Below are 22,801 nucleotides of genomic sequence, written 5' to 3' on the forward strand. Positions count from 1 at the left end.
CTTCCCCCGTAACTCTCCTTCGCCGCCACTGCCTGGCTCCGGATGCAATTCCTGCCCCGACCTGACGCTCGTCCAGTTCTGTCCCGTAACGGGCTCCAGATTCGGACGTTCGAGAATGCCCGAATCATTATATCCGTTCCAAGATTCCGTGCTCCGGAGATTCACGAGATGTTTTTTCCGCATATATAAACGATAACGCGTAAATACGTCTGTTCGGTCTGTTCTTAGCGTGAATAACTGATGTTCGAAAAGCTATTCTGCCGAAGGATAGACGAGCGTCGCATCGTCGTTCGTCCGGAGGTGTCCGGATGAGCGAGTGGGTGTCGACCACCTGTATGCGGTGTGCGGTCGGCTGTGGCCACCGACAGCGCGCCGTCGACGACGGCTACGGCATCGACACCGTCAGCGGCGATCCGATGCACCCGGTCAGCGAGGGGCTGGCCTGCCGGCGGGGGACTCGCGAGTCGGCCGACCCCGACGGGTCGTGGCTCACGCGACCGCTGGTCCGGCGCGACGGCGAACTGCTCCCGACAACGTGGGAGAACGCCCTCGACGAGGCCGCCGGGGCGATGCGGCGGGCGATGGCGAAGTCACCCGACGCGGTCGCGGTCCTGGGAAGCGGCCAGCAGACCAACGAAGCCGCCTACGCGCTCGGGAAGCTCGCCCGCGGTGGCATCGGGACCCGGTACTACGACGCGAACACCACACTCTGCATGGCGAGCGCCGTCACTGCCTACTACGACGCGTTCGGCAGCGACGCGCCGCCCTGCACGTACGACGACATCCCCGGTGCCGAGGCCCACGTCGTCTGGGGGGCTAACCCGGCCGTCGCACACCCGGTGCTGTTCAGGTGGATCCGCGAGTCAGCCGAGGGCGGCGAACTCCTCGTCGTCGACCCCGTCGCGACCGAGACCGCGGACCTCGCTGACCGCCACGTCGCCCTCGACCCGGGCGGCGACCTGGCGCTGGCACGGGCCGTCCTGGCGCGGGTCGTCGAGCGCGGTGACGTCGACGAGTCGTTCGTCGCGGACGCCACGACCGGGTTCGACGAACTGCGGGCGAAGCTCCCCGACGCCGACGCGGCCGCCGCCGAGGCGGGCGTCCCGATAGCCGACGTGGACGCGCTCGCGGACGCCTTCGGCCGCCAGACGCTGGTCTACTGGGGGATGGGCGTCAACCAGTCCGTCGACGGGACCGCCACCTCGGGGGCGCTCATCGACATCTGTCTCGCCACCGGCAACCTCGGCCCGGACACGGGCCCGTTCTCCCTGACCGGCCAGGCGAACTCGATGGGCACCCGCGTCTGCTCCTCGAAGGGCTCCTGGCCCGGCCACCGGGACTTCCAGGACCCGCACGAACGCGCGGCCGTCGCCGACTACTGGGACGTGGACCCGGGGCGCCTGCCCGACGACACCGGTCCCGGCCCGGTCGACACCATCGCGGCCGTCGAGGACGAGGTCGACGTCGTCTGGACGGTCGCCACCAACCCCGTCGCTGGCGTGCCCGACGCCGGCAACGTCGCCGACCGCCTCGACGAGTCCTTCCTCGTCGTCCAGGACGCGTTCCACTCCGAGACCGTCGAGTACGCCGACGTGGTGCTCCCTGCCGCCACGTGGGGCGAGTCCGCGGGGACCGTGATGAACATGGAACGGACGGTCTCCCGGGTCCGTGCGGCGACGGACACGCCGTCCGGCGTCAGGCAGGACATCGATATCGTCGCCGAGGTCGGGCAGCGGCTCTGTCCGGGCCTGCTGGGCGAGCCGCCGCTCGACCCCGAGGCCGTCTTCCGCGAGTTCTGCGACCTCACGGACGGAACGGACGCCGACTGCTCCGGGCTCTCCTACACCCGGCTGGAGGCCGAGACGGCTGTCCGGTGGCCGGCGCCCGAGCCGCGGGCGAGCGGCGGCTACCGGTACCACTCGGCAGCCGAGGGCGAGGACGACGACGCCACCGCCGACTGGTCGTTCCCGACACCCTCCGGGCGGGCGCGGTTCTCGACTGCGGTCGAGACCCACGACGCCGAACCGACCGACGAGGCGTACCCGCTCGTCCTGACGACGGGGCGTGAGGCTGACGGCTACAACACCGGCGTCAGGAGCCGCGACGGCACCGGACCGGGCGAGCCGACGGCGCCCGTCGCGCGGGTCGCGCCGACTACGATGTCCAGCGTCGCGCCCGACGGCGAGCGCGAGGTCACGCTCGCCTCGCGCCGGGGCACCGTGGACGTGACGCTCCACCCCGACGAGGCGGTCCCCGAGGGCCTGGTCTGGCTCTCTATCCACCATCCCGCGACGAACCGGCTGACGACGCCGGACCGTGACCCGCGTTCCGCGGAGCCGAACCTCAAGCAGTGCGCGGTGCGGGTCGAGGTCCGTCCCGACGAGTGCGAGGCCGACCTCGCCCAGCCGGACGACGACGCGCTGCCCGAGGACCGCGAGGCGCTCACGGAGGTGGCGGAATGACGCACAAGGTCGAGCAGCTCTGTCTGGCGACGCTCGGGTTCTTCTGGGCGTTCCTGATGTGGTTCTCGACGGCGGCGTTCTCGCCGAGCATCGGGGCCGCGTTCGACCTCACGACGGCCGAGCTCGCGCTGCTCGCGTCGTCGGCCATCTTCCTCGCGCCGCCGGGGCGCGTGCTGGCTGGCTGGGCGGCCGACCGCGTTGGCGCCCACAACGCCTTCGCGGTCATCCTCTCGGTCACGGGCCTGGTGAGCATCGCCTCCGCGTTCGTCGAGAGCTACGACGTGCTGTTCGTCATGCGGCTCGTCGTCGCGGCAGCGGGCATCAGCTTCGTCGTCGGCATCCAGCACGTCGCACAGTGGTTCGACGAGCACGAGATGGGCACCGCCGAGGGTCTCTACGCCGGGACCGGTAACGTCGGCGCCGGCGTCGGCGCGCTGGTGCTGCCCCGGCTGTACGGCGTCAACTTCGGCGACGCCTTCCTCCACCTGGGTATCGGCGCGGTCCTCATCGCGGTGCTGTACAAGTGGCGTGGTGAGCCCGCTCGCGACGCGAAGACGGCCCAGACCGCAGCCGACAACACCTCGCTGAAGGACACGCTGTACGTCTGGAGCCGGTACGCCGCCATCGCGCTGATGCTGGCGTACCTGATGTCGTTCGGGCTGGAGATCGCGATGAACTCCTGGCTCCCGAGCTACTACGCGCAGGGCTTCGAGACGGCTATCGCCGACCTCGGCTTCGAGAGCGTCGCCGCGGTCCAGACCGCTGCGGGGACGTTCGCGGCCGTCCAGTCGTTCAACGCCTCGCTCTGGCGGCCGTTCTCGGGGTACATGTCCGACCTCTGGCAGCGCAAGGGGTGGACTCCCTACCCCGTCCTGACAGACAGCCTCGACTACGCACCCCGGGTCCACTGGCTGCTGACCGCGCTGCTGTGCATCACGGCCATGATGGTGCTGCTGACCGTCGCGGGACTACTGGGGCTACTCCCGCTGTCGGTGATCGTACTCGCGGTGTTCGGCATCACCGTCAGCTTCGGGACCGGCGGCGTGTTCGCCATCGTCCCGCTCATCTTCCCGGACCGCCCGGGGACGGCGGCGGGGTTCATCGGCGGCATCTCCACGACCGGCGGCATCGTCATCCCGCTGGTCTACGGCTACGTCCCGAACATCCACACCGGCTACGCCGTGGTCGCGCTGGGCCTGTTCCTGCCCATCATCGGCTTCTTCGTCTGGGCGATGCGCCACGACGGGGGCCTGTCCAGTCACGGCATCGGGTCGCGGGAGCGCTGGCTCGGCGATGGTGGGGGCGCCGTCCCCGGAGGTGACGACTGATGGCGGGCCCGACACCCACCGGCGCCGGCGCCGGCGACGGAACGGCCGGTGACGGCGACGCCCCGGACCCGCACGCCGGCGGCGAGAACGTCGAGCACGACGACTGGTACCGCTGGGGCCGGGTCGTGCTGTACGCCGAGATGCTGCTGGCGGTGCTCGTCACGGTGTTCTCGCTGTACCTGGCGTTCACCGGCTCCGCGGGGTTCCTGACATGAGTGGGGACTCCTCCCCCGACGAGCGCCCCTGCGACGGCCGGCCCGAGCGGTCGGGGCTGCTCCTCGCTGGCGGCCGCTCGACCCGGTTCGGCGAGCCGGACAAGGCGCTCGCCGAGCTCACGGGCGCGCCGCTGGTCAGCCACACGGCGGCCGCGCTCGCGCCCGCCGTCGACGAACTCGTCGTCAACTGTCGCGCGGCTCAGCGCGACGAACTGGCGAGCGCCCTCGAAGGGCTCGACGACCGCCTGCCGGTCCGGTTCGCGGTCGACCCGGTACCCGACGAGGGGCCCGTCGCGGGCCTGCTGACGGGCCTCCGCGTGACGCGGGGCCGGCACGTCGCGGTTGCGGGCTGTGACCAGCCGTTCCTCCGGACCGCGACGGTCGCGGACCTGTTCGACCACGCGACGGGCGAGACGGGGTCCGGCGCCGAGACCGCGGCCGCTCCGACGGGCGCGGCACCGGTGGCTGACGGACGACGCCAGCCGCTCGGCGCAGTCTACCGGCAGGACCGGGCCCAGGAGGCAGCCATCCGGACGATGGCGGCCGGCTCGCAGGCACTCCGCGACGTGCTCGCGCGGGTCGACCCCGTGGCCGTGCCCGTCTCGCCGGCCGTCGTCCGGGATATCGACACGCAGCACGAACTCGATGAGGTATCGGGCGGACAGGCGTCGAGCAGTGCGGATAGCTCTAGTATGATGGGAATTACGCACGAGAACGCGGCATCGACGACGAACAGGCCTGCCAGTCACACCGAGCGACTCCCCGGCCGAGGTGAGCCCTGATGCCACACAAGAAGGAGGGCATCAAGGCGGACTGCTACGGTGACGAGGTCCGCGAGCAGCTGCTGGCGTTCGCCGAGAGCGGGGGCGTCGACGCCATCCCCGAGGACGAGCGCGAGGACTGGTTCACCCGGTTCAAGTTCTGGGGCGTCTTCCAGCAGCGGACCGGCCAGGAGGATTACTTCATGCTGCGGCTCACGGGCACCGACGGCGTCCTCGACCCGGGGCAGTTCCGCGCGCTGGCGGAGGTCGCCGACGAGTACGCCGACGGCCCGGTCGAGAACCCCGAGTTCGGGGACAGATGGCTCGACCTCACCACGCGCCAGTCCGTCCAGCTCCACTGGATCGAACTCGAAGACGTACCGGACGTCTGGGAGACACTCGAGGGCGCCGGCCTCTCGACCCGCTCTGCGGGCGGCGACACGATGCGCAACATCACCGGCAACCCCACCGCCGGGAAGGACGCCCGCGAGGTCATCGACACGAAGCCCATCCTGGAGGAGATCCAGGCGGAGATTCGCGACGACGACGACCTCGCGAACATGCCCCGCAAGTTCAACATCAGCGTCTCGGGCATCCCCGACGGTTCCGCGCAGGACGCCATCAACGATATCGGGCTCGAACCCGCGATGAAGGCCGTCGAGGGGGACTCCCGGGTCGGCTTCAACGTCCGTATCGGCGGCGGGCTCGGCGGTCACGAGCCCCGCGTCGCCCGGCCGCTGGACGTGTGGGTCCCGCCCGAGCGCGCGGTCGATCTGGTTCGTGGCTTCGTCGAACTCTACCACGACGAGGGGAACCGGACCAACCGGAACAAGAACCGCGCCCGGTTCTTCGTCGACGAGCGCGGTACCGACGCCATCCGCGAGCAGCTCCAGACCGAGTACGTCGACTGGGAACTCCGGACCGCGGGCGAGGACTGCCGCGAGTCCTACACGTACAACGCCGGCCACGGCGACCACGAGAGCGTCCCGGAGGGCCCCATCGACTACGTCGGCGTCCACGAGCAACACGACGGGCGCTACTTCGTGGGACTGAACGTCCCCGTCGGGCGCCTCCCCGCAGACGACGCCCGTGCGCTGGCGGACCTCGCGGAGGCGTACGGGAGCGGCGAGGTGCGGCTCACCCGGCGGCAGAACCCGCTCGTGATGGACATCCCCGAGGCCGACCTCGCGGCGTTCTTGGAGGAGCCGTTGCTCGAGGCGTACTCACCGGACCCCACCGTCTTCGAGCGCGGCGGCATGGCCTGCACGGGCACGGAGTTCTGCTCGCTCGCGCTCGCCGAGACCAAGGCACGGGAGGCCCGGATGCTCCGCTGGCTCGACCGGAACGTCGACCTGCCCGACGACGTGGACACCATCAAGCTGCACTTCTCGGGCTGTACCGCGGACTGTGGCCACGCCAACACCGCCGACATCGGCCTGCTCGGGATGCGCGGGCGCAAGGACGGCGAGATGGTCGAGGCGCTCGACATCGGCGTCGGCGGCGGGATGGGCGAGGACCCCTCCTTCGTCGACTGGGTCCGCCAGCGGGTTCCCGCCGACGAGGTGCCCGGCGCGCTCGCGACCCTGCTCAGCGCCTTCGCCGCCCACCGCGAGGACGGCCAGTCGTTCCGCGAGTGGGTCGACGCCACCGGGAGCGAGGCCATCACCGAACTCCTCGAACCCGAGGAGACCGATTACGTCGACCCGGCGCTCCACGACGCCAAGCAGTCCTGGTACCCGTTCGCCGACGAGTCGAGCCCCGACGATAGCCCGGCACCGGCCGACGACTGATGCCCGGGGACACACCTTCCGAGGGGGAGGATGCACCGACGGTCGCGCCGATGGACGCCGCGCCGGAGCTGTTCGGCGAGGCGGGCGAGCCACCATGGCCCGCGAACTGACCACCGCGGCCGCCGCAATCGACAGCCCTTCCCGGGCCCTGCCCCGAGTTCCTGTGTGTCGACGGACACCGCCGACGGGACGGACGCTCCCGCCACCGAGCCGACCGGGGGCGCCCACGATACTGCTCGCGGCTGGGGTCCGGTTGCGGCCATCGCCGGCTGGCAGACCGCTGCGAGCGCCTGCTACTACAGCCTCTTCGCCGCGACCGGCCTGCTGAAGCCGGCGTTCGACCTGTCCGGGGCGACCGTCGGGCTCTTCCTGACGGTCGGACTGCTGGGCTACACGCTGGCGCTGTTCCCGACCGGCGCGCTCGTCGACGGCTTCGGTGAGCGCCGCGTCATGCTCGCGGGGCTCGCCGGCCTGGCGGTCGCCGCCGTCGGCGTGAGCCTCGCGCCGACCTACGGTGCGTTGCTGGCGGCGGCCGCGCTGCTCGGGGCGGCGTACTCGACGGCGATGCCCGCGACGAACCGCGCCATCGGGGCGAGCGCGCCGCCCGGCCGCGCGAACCTCGCGATGGGGCTCAAGCAGGTCGGCGTCACCGCCGGGAGCGGGCTGGCATCGGGCGTCTTCGCCGCGGTCGCGGCGACGACCCTCGTCACCTGGGTCGCGGGCTTCCGTGCGGTCGCCGCGCTCGGGGTCCTCGCGGCCGCCGGCTTCGCGCTCGTGTACGACGGTCGCCCGGGCAGCGGGCGGCTCGCGACGCCGGACCTCCGTGGGCTCGGTGACAACCGCTCGTACGTCCTGCTCGTGGCTGCGGGCTTCTTCCTCGGTGCGGCCATCTTCGCCGCGCTGGGCTACGTCATCCTCTACGTCGACGAGGGTGTCGGCGCGACGGTCGCGCTCGGTGGGCTCGTGCTCGGTGCGACGCAGGTGACCGGCAGCGTCGGTCGGGTGCTGGCCGGCGACCTCGCGGACCGCCTGGGCGGCGCCTACGGTGCGGCGACCGTCACGCTCGGGCAGGCCGCCGCCGCGTTCGTGCTGTTCGGCGTCCTCGCCGCCGGGGTCGAGTCGGTGCTCGTCGCCGGGGCCGTCCTGCTCGGCATCGGTATCTCGGTGCTGGGCTCGACGGGCGTGTTCTACTCCTGCCTCGCCGGCCTCGTCGACGACGAGGACATCGGCGCGGCGACGGCCGCCGGACAGACCAGCATCAACGCCGGCGGGATGGTCGCACCGCCCGCCTTCGGCTTCCTCGCGGACACGGCGGGCTACGGGACGGCGTGGCTGCTCCCGACGGCGTGCATGCTCGCGGCGGTCGTACTGCTGGCGGGCGTGCGGCGGACGGCGTGAGGACGAAACATTTCTGTGCTTGCCTCGAACGCCGCCGGTATGGGACTCGTCTGTGGCGACTGTGGCGGTGACATTGCGGTTCCGGTAACGGACGACTACGTCGACGCGATGAGTGGAGGTTCGACAGTCGGCCAGTGTGTCGACTGCGGCGGCTACGTGCCGTTGACGGATGCGGCGGTGTGACTGGGGCCCGTAGAGCGGCTCACACCTCCAGTTCCTCGGCGGCAGCGGTCAACTCGGTCACGTGCTCGTTGTACGCGTCGACGAACTCGGCCACGTCCGGTGCGAGCTCCTTCAGGTCGGGGACGCTCGGCGGGCCGTACTGCGAGAGGAGGTAGATGCCGTCGTTGCCGCCCACCCGCAGGTACGACACCTGCGCGCCGTCGCGCTTGAGCTCCCAGCGCGAGCCGTTGACGCGCGCGGTGAACGTACCGTACTGGTCGCCCTCGTAGCGGTCGAGTTCGCCGACCATCGTCGTACAGACCTCGCGGATGCGCGCGAGGACGCGTTCGCGCTCGGCGACGATGTCGCTCGTGTCGGTCGGCTCCGGGAACTCGGTCGGGGCGTCGTCGAGCGCGCCCGCCAGGGAGTCGACCCAGGCGTCGAACGCGCGGACGAAGGCGGCGTAGTCGCGTGCGGCCAGCGCCAGCGCGTCCGGCTCGGGCGGCTGCTTGGTCGAGACAACGTACACCGGTTCCCCCGAGCGCGGCTCGAACAGGAGGAACTCCACGTCGCCGGCCTCGTACTTCAGGGTCCACTCCCCGGCGTCGGTGGTGAACGCGCGGCGGCCGTAGTCGCCACCCTGCACCCGAGCGAGCGCCCGCGCCAGCCCGCTCGCGTGGTCGCGGATGGCGCCGGCCACCTCGTCGCGTCGGTCGGCCACCGCCTCGGGGTCCGTCTCCAGCTCCGGCAGGTCGGTCACGGACGATGGTGGCGCGGCGGCGGCCTTAGGGTTCCGGTCGCTGTCTCGGGGCGCCACATAATCTGCCAGATTTCGTCAGTACGACGGGAATTATGGGGAAAAATACTCGACTTTTTGAGATATACTGGGGAGTGTAGAAGAAAAGGGTGGGGATGGCTACGGCTCGTCGAATGGGTGCGGAAGAACTGGGTTATGGGGTCGCCGTCACTCGTCCTCGTCGGCGTCCGCCGACTGCGGGGTGCCGTCCCCGCCGTCCGTGAGCAGCTCCACGTCTTCGGCGGGTTCCTCCTCGACGAACGAGGGGTCGTCCGTCTCTTCCTCCAGTTCCTCCTCGAACTCCTCGGCGACCTCGCTGGACCAGTCACGCGGTGTGTACCCGTGGCACATGGCGAGAGAGTGTAATGGTTCTACACGGTTAATCTCTGGGCCGGGAGCGTCCGGCCCGCTCCGGCGGCTGGGTCTCACCACGAACCCCACGGGATACGCTCCTGTCACGCGAACTCGCGGACCGTCTCGAAGTCGTCCGCCCGGAGCGCGTCCGCGAGCGCGGCCTCGTCCACGTCGGGCATCCGCTGAGGGTACTTCCGAGCGAAGTAGCCGACGATGTTGGTCACGTCGCGCGCGAGCAGTTCCTCGGCGTTCGCGTGGTCGGTCGGGACCGCCTGCGGCCAGTCGAAGACGGTGACGCCCTCCGACCCGACGAAGACGTTGTACTCGGACATGTCGGCGTGGACGAACCCCTCGCGGTACGCGCCGGCCATCTCGTCGAGCACGAGGTCGAGGACGGGCACGACCTGCTCGTCCTCGAGGCCCGCGCGCGACAACTCGACGCCGTCCATCTTCGCCATCACGATGGCGTGGCGGTTCTGGTCGACCGGCCGGGGCACGCGCACGTCGGGATACAGCGTCTCCAGGGCCTCGTACTCGCGCTCGGCGGCCTTCCGTGCGGTGTAGAACCAGGAGATGTGCTGCTTGTCGCTGGTGTAGTCGCGCTCCTTGTCCACTTCGCGGAAGTTGGTGTACCCCTCGCGGTGGTACTTCAGCGCGAGCGGCTGGAAGCTCCGGACCTCGTAGACGTCGGACTCCTTGCCCACGCCGAGCGGCCCACCAACGCCGTCGATGGTGTCGCGTTCGGCGAAGGTGTGCAGCGCCAGCGCGTCGTACCCCTCGAACGTGAGCCGGTAGCCGGTGTACTGGATGGTCTTGCGCTCGACGAGGCCGCGGCGCTCACAGCGGTCCAGCCGGTAGTCGACGTTCTCCGAATCGAGTCCCGAGAACTCCGGGAGCTTCCCCTCGGCGACCCAGCGCGAGAACCGCATCCCGTGCTCCAGGCCGGACAGCAGGTGGAAGTCCTCCGGCTCGAGTTCGGCCATCTCGCCGGCCACGTTCCGGACCATAGCGGCCGTAGCGCGCCGACGGGCAAAAGCAACTCCTCTCGGAACAGCGGTTCGGGTCGCCGATAAACCGGATTCGGCGATACGAAACCGGGCGCCGGTCGCTCGTCGCATGTCAGGTCGGAGCCGCGCCCCTCACGAGTCGGCCGAGTTCCCGAGCAACGGGCGGAGCAGCAGCCCCCGATAGTGCAACAGCTGGTAGATCGTCGAGAGCGCGAACAGGACGAGGAACCCGTTGGCCCAGGCGAGTGCCGGAACGGCCGAAACGACCGGGAACCCGCCGGCCGACAGGGTGACGAGCACCAGGGCGAGGGTCCCGAGAAGGCGGTAGTACTCCTCCCAGGTGATTCCGGTCCCGGAGATCGCCGCGAGATGGCGGCCGACGTGAGGCGCACCGCTGCACGGGACCACCTCCTTGCGGTCGCGGTCGTACTCCACGACGTCGTGCTCGGCCAGCGTGGGCAGGTGGGTCTGATGGAGCGAGATGTACACCGCCTCCCGGACGTCACGGGGTGGCGGTGTCTCGCCGGTCTCCCGTGCCGCGACCACCTCCGAGAGGGCCCGGACGGTGGTCGGCCCCCACGACGTTCCGAGGTGATGGAGTGTCGCTCGTCGCCGAGGATTGCGGAGGATGTGGTGGAGATCGTCGTCGCTCAGCGTCGGCCGACCGCGAAGCGAGAGCCTGGATTCGGTGTTGGTGGACATGGTGTTTCACACGGGAGCGCGCCGGGTGGGCCACGACCGTGGGGGGACCGGCCGGAGCCCACCGAGGGCGCGTTGGAGCCGTGCGGTGCAGGGGTGGTATGTATGAGCCGGATACCCCGGCGCCGAGGTACCGCTCGTCTGAACCTGGCCGCCGCATCACCGGCTGGGGAATACGTCCCGATTGTCTCGGATAACTGTCACTTAACCGTAGGGTCCTCCCTGTTCAGTCCGTGGTTAAAATCCTCGCGATAGCGTCTAATCCGGGGCTAGAACCCCGATAGGCTCGCGATAGGGGGTGTCAAAGCGACTCATAGGTAACCATCCCCCTCTGCAAGGGGTTCTCACCCGGTCGGGGTCCCCGCACGGGCCGGACCGGGGGAGAAACCATGTCCAACGAACGAATCCGCATCTCCCGGCGCAAAGCACTCGTCGGGCTCGGTTCGATCGGCCTCGCGTCCGCGGGCGCCGGTCTCGGCACGTATGCACAGTTCACAGACCAGGAGGAGCAGTCGGTCACCTTCACCGCAGGTGGCGTCGACGGCAAGCTCAGCTGGGGCGCCAGCTACAACAAGAATCAGGTGGCAGACGAGCTGACCAACGTCGAGGTCACCGACACCGCCGCGGGCGTCGCATTCAACCTGACGGACGTCAAGCCCGGCGATTACGGTTCCATCACGTTCGAGCTGGAGGTCACGAACAATCCGGCGTGGGTGTCCTCGTGTGTCGGCTACGCGAACGACATCGACGGCCGGACGTTCGAGCCGGAGGTCGAGGCCGACGACGACCTCGACGGCTCGGAGACTGACCCGGTCCAGAACCATCCCCACGGCGAACTGGCCGACAACCTGCTCATCATCCCGTTCTACTCGGACGGACCGAACACGTTCTTCGACGACAACGGCACGCCTGGCGAGCCGGACGGCGACTGGACGCCCGGCGATATGGGCGTCTACGGCAACGGGACCACCGCGGCGTTCTGGAACAGTCGCGAGGGAACGAACGACTTCGGTGACCTCCAGCCACGGACGCTCCACGACGTGGCAACGGGTGCGAGTTCGAAGAACACGATCCTCTGGAACGAGGACGACGGTCTCGTTGTCATCCCTGGCCCGGAGGACGCCTCGGTGGAGAGCGGTTGTGTGGTACTGGACGGGGACGCCGAGGACGACTCCAACACCTACGACGACGAGCGCGAGGCGTCGCCGCTGGAGCCCGACGACACGCTCAACTTCGGCTACGACTGGCACCTCCCCTACACGGCGGGGAACGCCCTGCAGGGCGACAGCGTGACGATGAAGCTCGGGTTCACGTTCAGCCAGGTCCGCCACTCCGACGCGCCGCAGTTCCAGAACAGCTACGATCCGGGGAACTACACGCCGAACGACGATTCGAGCTGATTCGCTCGCAGAACCGTGCTCACCGGGCGAGCTGCGCCGACTGCCGGCCATCCCCCGTCGACACTCGCGGGACCGTCCGGGCACGTCCTGACCTCGATCGATCCGCCGTTGGCGGCCAGGCGGTCTCCTACCGCCCCCCATCGACACAAATGCGCGGTGACGCCACGAACGCCTCCGTAACTACCATATGACCGACGACGACGCACCCCTTCGACGTGACGTACTGCTCGCGCTCAGCGCAACCGGCGCGGCCACCGCCGGCGCCGGCGTGGGGAGTCTCGCCGCCTTCGCGGACCGCGAGGGGACGGCCGCGTCGTTCCAGGCGGGGGGTGTCGACCTCGTGGTCCACTACAAGGGGAACGACGAGACGGTGACCGTCGACAGCGGCGGGGTCGGCGACGGCCCCGAGTTCACGCTCCCGGACCCGACGGAGTCGACGCCGACGGAGGCGAAGTTCTGCTTCGAACTGCAGGGGAACCCGGCGTACATCTGGCTCTGTCCCGGTATCGACCTCGACCTGTGTTCGGATGCCGACGCCGACGGGGACGGACCCCTCGACGAGGTCGGCGAGACGGTCGACGGGACGCTGGGCGAGCTAGCCGAGGCGCTGGACCTGTCGCTGGCGTACTGCGACGTGGACGCCTCGGAGCCGGAGACGATACCGACCGGCTCGCTCTGCGAGTTCCTCGGCCAGTACGCGGGCGGGTTCCCCCTCGACGGGAACGCCCGGCCGGCCCCGGCGCCGGGCTCCCAGGCGCCGTTCCAGCCGGACGCGCCCGGCTCGAACCCCTGTCTCTGCCTGAGCCTCTCGGTAACTGGCGACCTGCCGCTGGAGCTGGGCGCCGTCGACCTGGGGCTCAACCTCCGGTTCCACGCGGTCCAGGCCCGGCACAACGACGGCGAGACGGGACCCTGTGCGACGCTGGAGCCGCCGGAGCCGGCGCCCGACCCGACACCGACCCCGGAGCCCGCCAGCGGTATCAGCTTCGTCGCGTTCTGCAACTCTGCGGGGACCCTGAGCGAGGACGATGTCCTGTCGCTCGATGTCAGCCACGAGGGCGGAACGCCGGCGCTGACGTGGGCAACCGAGACCGATGTCGAGCACGTGGTCCTCAAGAGCGGGGTCGGCCCGGGCGGGGTCAAGGCGAATCCGGACCGCGGGATGGAGGTGTTCCACTACCCGGACGGGGCACGCAGTGGGACGGTCCGGGTCGGGAAGGGGGACTCGCTGGCCGATTCAGAGGAGTCGGCGCCCTGTCCCGAAGGCGAGACGGGTGTCAAGATAGACGACGACCAGTTCGACCAGTACCAATGACACGACCACACGTACGGCCGACGCCGGAGCGAACGCACACACGACCGGCCGCGGGGCACGACCCATGAGCGACCGGTCCGACACCGACGCGGCGAGGAGTGGGAGCAGCGACGCGACCGACGACGAGGCGACCGACGACGAGGCGACCGATGCGAGGCCGTGGCCGTCCGACCGCGGGTCGCTCCCGCTCCGGCGGCTGTTCGACGTCCTGCTCGTGGTGGCACTCGTGGCGGTGGTCGTCCCCTTTGCCGTCTACGCCGCCCCCTCGCTGGTCGGCGCGGATGAGAGCTACATCGTCCGGAGCGGCAGTATGGAGCCGGCCATCGGGACCGGCGACGTGGTGCTCGTAGAGCGGGCCACGCCCGCGGATATCGAGACCGGCGATGTCATCACGTTCGTGCCGGACGGCCAGCCCCCGCCAACCACCCACCGCGTCGTCGCGAAGACCGAGGAGGACGGAGTGGTCCGCTTCACCACCAAGGGTGACGCCAACGAGGCTCCCGACTCCGAGCCGGTCGTCGAGACCGAACTCGTCGGGGAGGTGACGCTGGTGCTGCCGTACATCGGCTACGTCGTCTCGTTCGCGAGCACCTCGACCGGGTTCTTCGTGCTCGTCGCCGCCCCGTTCGGCCTCCTCCTCGCGACCGAGGTGTGGGCGGTGTTCTGGGAGGACGACGATAGCGACAGTGGTGACGCCGGCAGCGCGCCGGAGCCGTCACCGGGCGCCTCGTCCGGAGCTGCCGGTGACGACGAGGCGGCCTACACGCTGTCCCCGACTGACATCCGGCTCTCGCTGGTCGTCCTCCTCGTGCTCACCGGCTACAGCAGTTTCGTGGCGATCCGCCGGCCGACGCCGTGGTCCATCGCGGTCGCGGTCGGCGCCTTCGGGACAGCGGTCTACCTGGCCGCGATGCGCTATGCTGCGGTGACCGAGACGGGCTCCGGCGGTCCCGCTGTGGCGACGCCGCCACCCACCCGTGAGGTGACCCCCTCCGGCAGCGACGGCGGCTACGGGTTCGAGGCACCTGGCGACGCGCTCGGGGTCAGAGTGCTCCCGGTGTCGCTCCTCGCCTCGATCGAACCCACCGCTCGCGAGGGGAACGGCCACCTGAAGCAGTCTCACGAGGCGGCGCCGGACCCGGACTCGTCGGATTCGGACCCGGCGGATGCGGACCCGCCGGACCTGGGCCCGTCGGACGGCTCGACCGAGGATGCGGCGGGGCCGACCGACACGGCGGAGTCAGGCGACGGCGCGGATGAGTCGGCGACCGACGACGACAGCCGGGGCGCCCTCGATACGCTCACCGAGTCGGTCGTGGTCCGGCCGGTCGTCCGATTCCTGTACGCGGTCGGCTACGTGGAGGTCGCCGCGGTCCGTGCCGTCCTCCGTGGTCTCGGGCTGCGGTCATCCGACGACGGGGGTGAGAGCTGAGATGTCTCTCCGTCGAGGGGTGCGGCTCGGCGTCACGCTCGGGCTCGCCGTCGTCGTGCTGTCGGGTGCCGGCGTTCCCCAGCCGACGGTCGGGGTGTTCCACGACGTCGAGGAGGCCGGCGTGTCCGTCTCGGTCTCCGTCTCGGATCCCCTTTCGACATCTGAGACCGGGGGACCGTCGCTGCAGAGCGCCGATACGACGACGCCCGTCCCGACGCCAACGGATAACACGTCGTCCACGCCCGTCACTCCGGAACCGCGCTCGACCGCGACACCGACGGCCGCCAACGATACGGCGACGACGCCGGCGGCTACCGGAACGTCGACCGCCACATCCACCGACACATCGACACCGACACCGACGGCTACCGATACACCGACGCCGTCGCCGACTGCTGAGTCCACTGCGACGTCGACAGCGGCGCCGACGGCCACTCCGGAACCGACCGCAGAACCGACTCCGGAACCGACCGCGACTGCCGAGCCCACCGATACGTCGACATCGCCGCCGCCCGAGGAGACCGCGACGGATACCTCCGGGTCCGAGTCCACGACGCCCACGTGATCGGCGGTGACCGGTGGGGCCACAAAATGGGCCGTGTGGTTTCGGGGCCATCTTCTTTGTCCCATGCTCACAATCGGGAAATCACTGACCCAGTATTCAGTGCGTGCTGGGGGGCACGCCAGGGGGGAACGCATGAGTGTCTCTACAGCCAGCAACGGCGGGGTATCAGAGGAGGAGCGTAGCGAGGACGAACCACTGTCGACCGGCGACATCTACTTCACGCTGAGCAACTGCCGCCGTCGGTTCCTCATCCAGTATCTCTCGCGACAGGAGTCGATGTCGGTCACGGAGCTGTCGCGGGTCATCGCGGCGTGGGAGAACGAGACGACGGTCGAGGAACTGTCGTACGACGAGCGAAAGACCGTCTACACCGCGCTCCTCCAGACACATCTCCCGAAGCTCGACGAGATGGGCGTCGTCGAGTACGATGCCTCGCGCAAGCACGTCAGGCTCACCGACCGGGCCGAGCAGCTCCGGCCGTATCTGGAGCTCGACCGGGAGGGGACGGACGGCGACGATGCGATCCCCTACGGGTTACTTGTCTGGGTGCTGCTCGGGGTCGCCGTGTCCGGGGTCCTGCTCGGCCGGTACTCCGTGGCCGGACTGGAGGGCGCACTGCTCACCGCGCTCTCGTTCGGTGTCGCCGCGGGCGTCTCGGTCGGCTTCGTGCTGGCCGCCACCGAGACCGTGAGCGAGTAGGGGTCACTCACTCCAGCCGGGCGGCCAGCGCGCCACAGAGGTCGTCCATCGCCCGGTCGGCAGCCGGCACGTCGCCCGTCAGCGAGCAGAACCCGTGGGAGAGGTCGGGCTCGTGGACGCGTTCGACCGGCACGGCCGCGCCTTCCAGCCGGTCCGCGTAGTCCCGCCCCTCGTCGCGGAGTGGGTCCACCCCGGCGGTCGCGACCACGGCGGGCGGCGCCCCGGCGAGCAGGCTGTCGTCCGCCCGTAACGGCGCCGCGAACGGGTTGTGTGCGTCGACCGGCGAGCGGAGGTACTGCTCCCAGAACCACGCGATGTCGGCGGCGGTCAGGAGCGGTCCGTCGCCGTGCTCCGTGTACGACGCGGGTGAGTCGTCCCGGTCGAGCATCGGGTAGCACAGCGCCTGCACCGCGACATCGGGGCCTCCCTCGACGGCCGCACGCAGCGCCACCGCGGCCGCGAGCCCGGCGCCCGCGGACGTGCCGGCGACCGCGAGCGGTCCGCCCCCGCCCAGCGTGTCGGCGTTCGCGGCTACCCACTCGGTCGCGCGGTAGGCGTCGTCGAGCGCCGCCGGGAACGGGTGCTCCGGGGCGAGCCGATAGTCGACCGAGATAACCAGCGCACCGGTCCGGGCGGCCAGCTCCCGGCAGATGTCGTCGGCGGAGTCGAGCGTTCCGAGCGTCCAGCCGCCACCGTGGCTGAAGACCACGGTCGGGCGATTCGGTATCGTGGTATCCGATTCATCGTCACCCGGTGGTGGCCCTTCCGGACGATACGCTCTGAGCGGGAGTTCGTCGCCAGCAGGTCCATCGATGGCGAAATCCCGGACTGCGGCCATCTCGGGGCCGTCGCCCGCCGAGAACAGGTCGTCCTCGAGCCGGCGGGCGCTCGGTACCGACAGGGTGTGCCACTCCGGGAGGCCCTGTGTCTGGAACTCGCGCACGACGCGTGCGCAGTCGGGGTCCAGTCCGTCGAGGTCGTCGGCCATGGGACGCCCTGCGCGGGCAGCGGCCAAACGTGCTGGGATGAGCCCAGTGTCGGTCGGCATCGGTGTCTCCCGGTCAGCGTGCCCCCCGCAAGTGTAGCATCCGCTCGCGAGCGAGTGCGAGGAACCCGCCGGGGCATCCCCGTGTCGGCCGCTCCCAGAACGAGGGCTCGCCGACGGCGGCCCACGGTCAGCACGCCGCGCGTTCTGCCGGGAGGGTAGCCAGAACCCGGCGCCCGACGAACAGCGCGGCGATGGCCCGGCGGCCGCGCTCGTCGGAACGGGCCGTCCGCCGACAGCCGGTCACGCTCCTCCGGACCGTTCGGCACGCCGACCTCCCCCGGGCTCGCCGGACGCCTCTTCCGCGTATATTCTGCACCGGGTATGTCTATAAAATTCGTATTTTCTGGCTAATTCACTCTGCATTTGGTGCTTTTAGCGGACTATCGACGAACTGAATCTGTAGCTGCTTTCTCGACTCCATCGCTCGTCCCTGGTCCCTCATCCAGTAAACCAGATATCACGATATCGAATCGCGGCTGGCGTCCCACGGTCGCGTGTCTCGGCGCCGTGGCTCCCGACTCGGTGGCGAATCGGCCAGCGAGAACAGGGCGGGCGTCAGTAGCCCGGCGACATCCGCATCGTCGAGATGCCGTCGGTGAGTTCGTCCCAGCGTTCGTCGATCTCGGCGGCGGTCCAGCCGCCCGCCTCGCCGACGTTCTTCGAGAGGCTCTGCTCGCGGTCGGGGTCCGAGACGACCGCCAGGTTCCCACCGGCGATGGCCAGCGTGACGCCGTTGACGTCCTCGGCGCCATCGCTGGCGAGGAAGACCGGCGCGGCCGGCACCAGCTGTGGCCCCATCGACTCCTCGTCGGCACCGGCCATCGCGGGCAGGTCCTCGGTCATCCGGGTCAGGGCGGTCGGCCACAGCGCGTTCACGCGGACGTCGTACTGGTAGAGTTCGCGGGCCGACGTTCGCATCAGACCCAGGATGCCGGCTTTCGCCGCGGAGTAGTTCGCCTGCCCCGGGTTCCCAGCTGCGACGCCACTGGAGACGCAGGTGAGCGAGCGCTGGCGGTCGAAGCCACCTTCGGCCTTGTAGCGCTCGCGCCAGTGGCTCGAAACCGCGCGAACCACCGAGAAGTGGCCCTTCAGGTGGACATCGATGACGGCGTCCCACTCGTCCTCGTCCATGTTGAACACCATCGAGTCCCGGAGGATGCCGGCGTAGTTGATGACGCCGTGGACGGCGCCGTACTCCTCGACGGTGTCCGCGACGAGCTGTTCGGTGTATTCCAGGTCGGTCACGTCGCCGAAGTGGGCCATCGCCTCGCCACCAGCGTCCTCGATGCGCTCCACGGTCTCCTGAGCGGGTTCGGCGTCGCTCCCCTCGCCGTCCACGTCGACGCCGAGGTCGTTGACGACGACCGTCGCGCCGTGCTCGGCCATCGCGACCGCGGTCTCCTCGCCCAGTCCACCGCCCGCGCCGCAGACGATCTGCACCGTGTCCTCGAGCATTGGCGGGGGGTCGGTGGGTGGGTACTTGTATCCGCAGTTTCGCACGACGGGTCGCCGCCGACGCACAAGAGGCATATCGCCCGCGCCGTACACCGAAGCAATGACCGAGACGCCGGGCGAGGACGGGCCCGACATCGACGCCGACCGGCTGACCCGTGAGTGGGCCGAACGACGGGACGCCGACGCCTGGAGCCTCGCCAACGCCTTCGACGCGCCGGGGACGTACCTGGAGGGGAACTCGCTGGGGCCTATCTCCGACCACGCCGAGGCCGCCGTCGGCGACCTGCTGGCGGAGTGGCGCGACCTCGCGGTCGAGGGGTGGAGCGACTCGGACTGGTTCGAGTGGGGCGAACGCCTCGGCACGCGAATCGCGCCGATGGTCGGCGCCCGCGACGACGAGGTCGTCTGCGCCAACAGCACGACGGTCAACCTCCACACGCTCGTCGGGACCTTCCTCCGCGAATCGGACGGCGCGGAAGTCCTGGTCAACGAGCTGGACTTCCCGAGCGACCACTACGCCGTCCGCGCCCAGCTGCGCGAGCGCGGGCTCGACCCTGATGACGGCCTCGTGCAGGTCGCGTCGCGCGACGGCCGCACCATCCGGGCCGCGGACGTCGAGGCCGCGCTCGAGGCCAATCCCGAGGTGGGCGTCGTCGTGATGCCCTCCGTGCTGTATCGTTCGGGCCAGCTGCTCGACATCCCGGCTATCACGGAGGCCGCGCACGCACACGACGCGCTCGTGGGCTTCGACTGCGCACATTCGGTCGGTGTCGTCCCCCACGAGTTCGCCGACGTCGGCGTCGACTTCGCGGTCTGGTGTGGCTACAAGTACCTCAACGGCGGTCCCGGCGCCGTGGCGGGCCTGTACGTCAACCGCCGGCATCACGGGACGACGCCGTCGCTCACGGGCTGGTGGGGTCACGACAAGGAGACGCAGTTCGAGATGAACGAGCGGTTCACGCCCGCTGACTCGGCCGGGGCGTGGCAGATCGGGACGCCGCCGCTCCTGGCGATGGCGCCGCTCCGGGGCGTGCTGGACCTGTTCGACGAGCACGACGTGACGGTCGCGGCCCTGCGCGAGCGCTCGCTCGCGCTGACCGATTACTGCATCGACCTCGCCGACGAGCGCCTGCCCGAGTGCGACGTGGCGGCGCCGCGGGCGCCCGACGAGCGCGGCGGGCACGTCGCCCTCGAACACCCGGAGGCCTACCGCATCGGCGAGGCGCTGCAGGCCCGTGACGTGGTGGTCGACGTCCGGCCGCCGGACGTGGTGCGGCTCTGTCCCGCCCCCACCCACGTCGGCTTCGCGGACGTGTTCGACGCTGTCGCGGCACTCCGGGCGGTGCTCGACGGCGAGGAGTACGAACAGTTCGACGCGCCCGACGGCGGCGTCACCTGAGTCACGCGCTCGCGCGGTCATCCGTGGACTGCGCGACCGTGTGTCGCTCCCGCGCGGGGTGCGCAGCTATTTGTCCGTCGACGGCCTGCGCGAAGGCATGGACAGAGCACCGCCCCGCGTCGCTGGCGTGGGGCTGACCCACTTCGGTGTCCACCCGGAGCGGACGGGCCGTGACCTGTTCGCCGAGGCAGCCGCGACCGCGTTCGAGGACGCGGGCGTGCCACGCGCCGACGTCGACGGGGTCTACTACGGCAACTTCATGGGCGAACTGACCGAGCACCAGGGCCACCAGGCACCGCTGATGGCCGAGGCCGCGGGACTCACCTGCCCGGCCACGCGCTACGAGAACGCGTGTGCGTCGTCGGGCGTCGCGGTCCGGGAAGCGGTCCGGACCGTGCGGAACGGCGAGGCCGACGTGTTGCTCGTCGGGGGTGCCGAGCGGATGAACAACGTCGGCACCGCCGGGTCGACGGAGGGACTGGCGGTCGCGGCCGACGACCTGTTCGAGGTCCGCGCCGGCGTCACCTTCCCCGGAGCGTACGCGCTGATGGCGCGGGCCTACTTCGACGAGTTCGGCGGCTCGCGCGAGGCCCTCGCGCATATCGCGGTGAAGAACCACGACAACGCGCTCGACAACGAGTTCGCGCAGTTCCGGCAGGCCATCGACGTCGAGACGGCGGTCGAGGCACCCCCCATCGCGGAGCCGCTCCACCTGTACGACTCCTGCCCCATCACGGACGGCGCGAGCGCGTTCCTCCTCGTGAGCGAGGCGTACGCCGCCGAGCACGACCTCGACGCGGCCGTCAGCGTGACGGGCACGGGCCAGGGCGGGGACCATCTCGCACTGCAGGACCGCGCGGACCTGGCGTTCACGCCCGCGACCGAGGCGGCCGCCGGCGAAGCGTTCGCCGACGCCGGCATCGAGCGCGACGCCGTCGCCTTCGCCGAGGTCCACGACTGCTTCACCATCGCGGAGGTGCTGGCGCTGGAGGGGCTGGGGTTCTACGACCGCGGCGCGGCCATCGACGCCGCGCGTGCGGGCGAGACGACCCGCGACGGCGACCTGCCGGTCAACCTCTCGGGCGGCCTGAAGGCGAAGGGGCATCCCGTCGGCGCGACCGGCGCCGCGCAGGTCGTGGAGGCCACGCGGCTCCTCCGTGGCGACCACCCCAACAGCGACGCCGTCGACGGCGACGTCGGCGTGACGCACAACGCCGGTGGGACCGTGGCGAGTGCCGTGGTCCACGTGCTGGAGGTGGACGCATGAGCGACGAGTACACCCCCGAGAACCCGGCGCCGGACGGCGAGTACGACGCGTGGCTGGATGCCGTCGCCGCCGACGAGGGCTACTACCTGGCGTGCGACGAGGGACACGGCTGGCTGCCGCCCCGCCGGGTCTGCCCGCGCTGTGGTGGGGACCTGCACGAGGAATCCCTCCCCGAGACGGGCGAGGTGGCGACGTTCACCGTCGTCCACGTCCCGACGCCGTCGTTCGCGGCCGAAGCGCCCTACGCGACGGTCGTCGCGGAGTTCGGCGCGGTCCGGCTGACCGGTGTCGCCCGGACGTTCGAGGGCCTCGCGGTCGGTGACACGGTCGCCCCCGCGGTCGGCGAGCGGGAGGAGGGGGACCGGCTCCTCCTCCTGGAACCGGTCTGAGCTACCGTCGGTCGGTCGCTCTCGTCCACTGACAGTCCGGGCAGTGCCGGAGTCCCTGGACGTTCGTCAGCTCGCCGTCGCAGTCCGGGCAGTGACGCGGCTGTGGTGTCTGCAGGACCATGTGTAGAGATAGCACTCCACACAGTTGAAGCTATGTCTGGTGGGTGCCCTCTCGGATATATGGCGAAGTAGCTTAATTATTGCATTATGAGCGTGTTATCTTTATAGAAATTTCATTAAACTGGAAATAGCGAAAAGGGGAACGCAACGGCGCCGATTCAGCAACAGAATCTGTGTGGTGCGCGGCGGCGCTCGGCGGATTTCGTATCGCGATATGTGATTTATCGGGCGTTTCCCGGCGTTCCCACCTGTCGGGACCGCAACCGGTAAGCCGGCGCCGTGTGCCGGGTTCTGGCATGGCACCCACCTCGTTGCTGGGCAGTCTGGCGACGCTGTTGTTCGGCGTCGTCTCGCTCGTGAAACCGGACGCCACGGCGAAGGTCACCAACCTGGAACCGGTCGATGCGGCCGGTCGCTCGGAGATAACCACCGTCTTCGGCGGCGTGTTCACCACGCTCGGCATCTTCGGGCTCGCGGGTGAGGAGCGCCCCGTCACGCTCGTCTGGCTCGGGGTCGTCCTCGCGCGCATCGCCTCCTTCCGCGACCAGGAGGCCGTCTCGGCCGACACCATCGTCGGGCTCCTCGTCGAGATCGGCATTCTGGGGCTGTTCCTCGCGCCCGAGGGCGACGACGACACGGCGGCGGTCGAGGTCGAGGTCCCCGGCGCGGACGGGGACGACTGACGCCCCTTCTCCGCTTCTCTCCGACCCTCCAGCACCCCACACTCAAGCCCTCGGCGG

At 70.1% G+C, this 22,801-nt stretch carries 22 protein-coding genes; 15 read left to right on the top strand and 7 right to left on the bottom strand.

Annotation, left to right across the window (positions count from 1 at the left end; all coding sequences use genetic code 11):
* Positions 1 to 308: 308 nt before the first annotated feature.
* The 7 genes from nasA to NL115_RS09785 all read left to right on the top strand — a co-directional run bounded on the left by nasA (position 309) and on the right by NL115_RS09785 (position 8,137).
* Positions 309 to 2,462 carry an assimilatory nitrate reductase NasA gene (gene nasA, locus NL115_RS09755; protein ID WP_254832991.1) on the top strand — a complete coding sequence of 718 codons (2,154 nt, stop codon included), beginning with the start codon at positions 309 to 311 and terminating at the stop codon, positions 2,460 to 2,462.
* A complete protein-coding gene (locus tag NL115_RS09760; protein WP_254832992.1) occupies positions 2,459 to 3,790 on the top strand; it encodes an MFS transporter in 1,332 nt (443 codons plus the stop codon). Before nasA ends, NL115_RS09760 begins: the two co-directional genes overlap by 4 nt.
* Positions 3,790 to 4,005, top strand: a complete 216-nt coding sequence (locus tag NL115_RS09765) for a hypothetical protein (RefSeq protein ID WP_254832993.1) — start codon at positions 3,790 to 3,792, stop codon at positions 4,003 to 4,005. Before NL115_RS09760 ends, NL115_RS09765 begins: the two co-directional genes overlap by 1 nt.
* Positions 4,002 to 4,787: a molybdenum cofactor guanylyltransferase gene (locus NL115_RS09770; RefSeq protein ID WP_254832994.1), complete on the top strand. Its 786-nt coding sequence runs from the start codon at positions 4,002 to 4,004 to the stop codon at positions 4,785 to 4,787. The genes NL115_RS09765 and NL115_RS09770 overlap by 4 nt, the downstream gene beginning before the upstream one ends.
* Complete coding sequence (locus NL115_RS09775) at positions 4,787 to 6,556, top strand: nitrite/sulfite reductase (protein WP_254832995.1); 1,770 nt, start codon at positions 4,787 to 4,789, stop codon at positions 6,554 to 6,556. Before NL115_RS09770 ends, NL115_RS09775 begins: the two co-directional genes overlap by 1 nt.
* 165 nt (positions 6,557 to 6,721) lie before the next feature.
* A complete protein-coding gene (locus NL115_RS09780; protein WP_254832996.1) occupies positions 6,722 to 7,954 on the top strand; it encodes an MFS transporter in 1,233 nt (410 codons plus the stop codon).
* A 39-nt stretch (positions 7,955 to 7,993) separates the two neighbouring features.
* Positions 7,994 to 8,137: a hypothetical protein gene (locus tag NL115_RS09785; RefSeq protein ID WP_254832997.1), complete on the top strand. Its 144-nt coding sequence runs from the start codon at positions 7,994 to 7,996 to the stop codon at positions 8,135 to 8,137.
* Between the two features lie 19 nt (positions 8,138 to 8,156).
* On the opposite strand, the gene NL115_RS09790 is transcribed toward NL115_RS09785, so the two are convergent.
* The 4 genes from NL115_RS09790 to NL115_RS09805 all read right to left on the bottom strand — a co-directional run bounded on the left by NL115_RS09790 (position 8,157) and on the right by NL115_RS09805 (position 10,975).
* On the bottom strand, positions 8,157 to 8,876 hold the full coding sequence (locus NL115_RS09790) for a profilin-fold protein (protein ID WP_254832998.1): 720 nt from the start codon (positions 8,874 to 8,876) through the stop codon (positions 8,157 to 8,159).
* A gap of 204 nt (positions 8,877 to 9,080) precedes the next feature.
* Entirely contained in the window at positions 9,081 to 9,263 is a 183-nt protein-coding gene (locus tag NL115_RS09795; RefSeq protein ID WP_254824473.1) for a hypothetical protein, read from the bottom strand.
* A 104-nt stretch (positions 9,264 to 9,367) separates the two neighbouring features.
* Positions 9,368 to 10,273: a serine/threonine-protein kinase RIO2 gene (locus NL115_RS09800; protein ID WP_254832999.1), complete on the bottom strand. Its 906-nt coding sequence runs from the start codon at positions 10,271 to 10,273 to the stop codon at positions 9,368 to 9,370.
* 132 nt (positions 10,274 to 10,405) lie between these two features.
* Complete coding sequence (locus NL115_RS09805) at positions 10,406 to 10,975, bottom strand: DUF7344 domain-containing protein (protein WP_254833000.1); 570 nt, start codon at positions 10,973 to 10,975, stop codon at positions 10,406 to 10,408.
* Between the two features lie 386 nt (positions 10,976 to 11,361).
* Here NL115_RS09805 and NL115_RS09810 point away from each other — a divergent pair, with 386 nt between their 5' ends.
* From NL115_RS09810 to NL115_RS09820, 3 genes are all read left to right on the top strand, one after another.
* Positions 11,362 to 12,372 (top strand): SipW-dependent-type signal peptide-containing protein, encoded by a 1,011-nt coding sequence (locus NL115_RS09810; protein WP_254833001.1) that lies wholly within the window; start codon positions 11,362 to 11,364, stop codon positions 12,370 to 12,372.
* Between the two features lie 187 nt (positions 12,373 to 12,559).
* Positions 12,560 to 13,687 (top strand): hypothetical protein, encoded by a 1,128-nt coding sequence (locus NL115_RS09815; protein WP_254833002.1) that lies wholly within the window; start codon positions 12,560 to 12,562, stop codon positions 13,685 to 13,687.
* Positions 13,688 to 13,751: 64 nt separating this feature from the next.
* On the top strand, positions 13,752 to 15,119 hold the full coding sequence (locus NL115_RS09820) for a signal peptidase I (RefSeq protein WP_254833003.1): 1,368 nt from the start codon (positions 13,752 to 13,754) through the stop codon (positions 15,117 to 15,119).
* On the opposite strand, the gene NL115_RS09825 is transcribed toward NL115_RS09820, so the two are convergent.
* Positions 15,093 to 15,680 (bottom strand): hypothetical protein, encoded by a 588-nt coding sequence (locus NL115_RS09825; RefSeq protein ID WP_254833004.1) that lies wholly within the window; start codon positions 15,678 to 15,680, stop codon positions 15,093 to 15,095. The two genes, NL115_RS09820 and NL115_RS09825, sit on opposite strands and share 27 nt — an antisense overlap.
* Positions 15,681 to 15,816: 136 nt before the next feature.
* Between NL115_RS09825 and NL115_RS09830 the strand changes: the two genes are divergently transcribed.
* Positions 15,817 to 16,383 (top strand): DUF7344 domain-containing protein, encoded by a 567-nt coding sequence (locus tag NL115_RS09830; RefSeq protein WP_254833005.1) that lies wholly within the window; start codon positions 15,817 to 15,819, stop codon positions 16,381 to 16,383.
* A 7-nt stretch (positions 16,384 to 16,390) separates the two neighbouring features.
* On the opposite strand, the gene NL115_RS09835 is transcribed toward NL115_RS09830, so the two are convergent.
* Together NL115_RS09835 and NL115_RS09840 are read right to left on the bottom strand one after the other, a co-directional pair.
* On the bottom strand, positions 16,391 to 17,371 hold the full coding sequence (locus NL115_RS09835) for an alpha/beta hydrolase (RefSeq protein WP_254833006.1): 981 nt from the start codon (positions 17,369 to 17,371) through the stop codon (positions 16,391 to 16,393).
* Between the two features lie 615 nt (positions 17,372 to 17,986).
* Entirely contained in the window at positions 17,987 to 18,886 is a 900-nt protein-coding gene (locus tag NL115_RS09840) for an SDR family NAD(P)-dependent oxidoreductase (protein ID WP_254833007.1), read from the bottom strand.
* Positions 18,887 to 18,986: 100 nt separating this feature from the next.
* Between NL115_RS09840 and kynU the strand changes: the two genes are divergently transcribed.
* The 4 genes from kynU (at position 18,987) to NL115_RS09860 (ending at position 22,744) form a co-directional block, all read left to right on the top strand.
* Positions 18,987 to 20,285, top strand: coding sequence for a kynureninase (kynU, locus tag NL115_RS09845; RefSeq protein WP_254833008.1), 1,299 nt, complete (start codon positions 18,987 to 18,989; stop codon positions 20,283 to 20,285).
* 97 nt (positions 20,286 to 20,382) lie between these two features.
* Positions 20,383 to 21,552 (top strand): thiolase C-terminal domain-containing protein, encoded by a 1,170-nt coding sequence (locus NL115_RS09850; RefSeq protein WP_254833009.1) that lies wholly within the window; start codon positions 20,383 to 20,385, stop codon positions 21,550 to 21,552.
* Positions 21,549 to 21,941, top strand: a complete 393-nt coding sequence (locus tag NL115_RS09855) for a Zn-ribbon domain-containing OB-fold protein (RefSeq protein WP_254833010.1) — start codon at positions 21,549 to 21,551, stop codon at positions 21,939 to 21,941. Before NL115_RS09850 ends, NL115_RS09855 begins: the two co-directional genes overlap by 4 nt.
* A 416-nt stretch (positions 21,942 to 22,357) precedes the next feature.
* A complete protein-coding gene (locus NL115_RS09860; protein ID WP_254833011.1) occupies positions 22,358 to 22,744 on the top strand; it encodes a hypothetical protein in 387 nt (128 codons plus the stop codon).
* Positions 22,745 to 22,801 lie beyond the last annotated feature (57 nt).

This window comes from Haloglomus salinum, from assembly GCF_024298825.1.
GTDB lineage: Archaea > Halobacteriota > Halobacteria > Halobacteriales > Haloarculaceae > Haloglomus > Haloglomus salinum.

What these genes read in the sequence shown, in the direction of transcription:
- nasA (WP_254832991.1), top strand. Translation starts at nt 309, where the DNA reads ATGAGCGAGTGGGTGTCGACCACCTGTATGCGGTGTGCGGTCGGCTGT.
- NL115_RS09760 (WP_254832992.1), top strand. Translation starts at nt 2,459, where the DNA reads ATGACGCACAAGGTCGAGCAGCTCTGTCTGGCGACGCTCGGGTTCTTC.
- NL115_RS09765 (WP_254832993.1), top strand. Translation starts at nt 3,790, where the DNA reads ATGGCGGGCCCGACACCCACCGGCGCCGGCGCCGGCGACGGAACGGCC.
- NL115_RS09770 (WP_254832994.1), top strand. Translation starts at nt 4,002, where the DNA reads ATGAGTGGGGACTCCTCCCCCGACGAGCGCCCCTGCGACGGCCGGCCC.
- NL115_RS09775 (WP_254832995.1), top strand. Translation starts at nt 4,787, where the DNA reads ATGCCACACAAGAAGGAGGGCATCAAGGCGGACTGCTACGGTGACGAG.
- NL115_RS09785 (WP_254832997.1), top strand. Translation starts at nt 7,994, where the DNA reads ATGGGACTCGTCTGTGGCGACTGTGGCGGTGACATTGCGGTTCCGGTA.
- NL115_RS09795 (WP_254824473.1), bottom strand. Translation starts at nt 9,263, where the DNA reads ATGTGCCACGGGTACACACCGCGTGACTGGTCCAGCGAGGTCGCCGAG.
- NL115_RS09800 (WP_254832999.1), bottom strand. Translation starts at nt 10,273, where the DNA reads ATGGTCCGGAACGTGGCCGGCGAGATGGCCGAACTCGAGCCGGAGGAC.
- NL115_RS09805 (WP_254833000.1), bottom strand. Translation starts at nt 10,975, where the DNA reads ATGTCCACCAACACCGAATCCAGGCTCTCGCTTCGCGGTCGGCCGACG.
- NL115_RS09810 (WP_254833001.1), top strand. Translation starts at nt 11,362, where the DNA reads ATGTCCAACGAACGAATCCGCATCTCCCGGCGCAAAGCACTCGTCGGG.
- NL115_RS09815 (WP_254833002.1), top strand. Translation starts at nt 12,560, where the DNA reads ATGACCGACGACGACGCACCCCTTCGACGTGACGTACTGCTCGCGCTC.
- NL115_RS09820 (WP_254833003.1), top strand. Translation starts at nt 13,752, where the DNA reads ATGAGCGACCGGTCCGACACCGACGCGGCGAGGAGTGGGAGCAGCGAC.
- NL115_RS09830 (WP_254833005.1), top strand. Translation starts at nt 15,817, where the DNA reads ATGAGTGTCTCTACAGCCAGCAACGGCGGGGTATCAGAGGAGGAGCGT.
- NL115_RS09835 (WP_254833006.1), bottom strand. Translation starts at nt 17,371, where the DNA reads ATGGCCGACGACCTCGACGGACTGGACCCCGACTGCGCACGCGTCGTG.
- NL115_RS09840 (WP_254833007.1), bottom strand. Translation starts at nt 18,886, where the DNA reads ATGCTCGAGGACACGGTGCAGATCGTCTGCGGCGCGGGCGGTGGACTG.
- kynU (WP_254833008.1), top strand. Translation starts at nt 18,987, where the DNA reads ATGACCGAGACGCCGGGCGAGGACGGGCCCGACATCGACGCCGACCGG.
- NL115_RS09850 (WP_254833009.1), top strand. Translation starts at nt 20,383, where the DNA reads ATGGACAGAGCACCGCCCCGCGTCGCTGGCGTGGGGCTGACCCACTTC.
- NL115_RS09855 (WP_254833010.1), top strand. Translation starts at nt 21,549, where the DNA reads ATGAGCGACGAGTACACCCCCGAGAACCCGGCGCCGGACGGCGAGTAC.
- NL115_RS09860 (WP_254833011.1), top strand. Translation starts at nt 22,358, where the DNA reads ATGGCACCCACCTCGTTGCTGGGCAGTCTGGCGACGCTGTTGTTCGGC.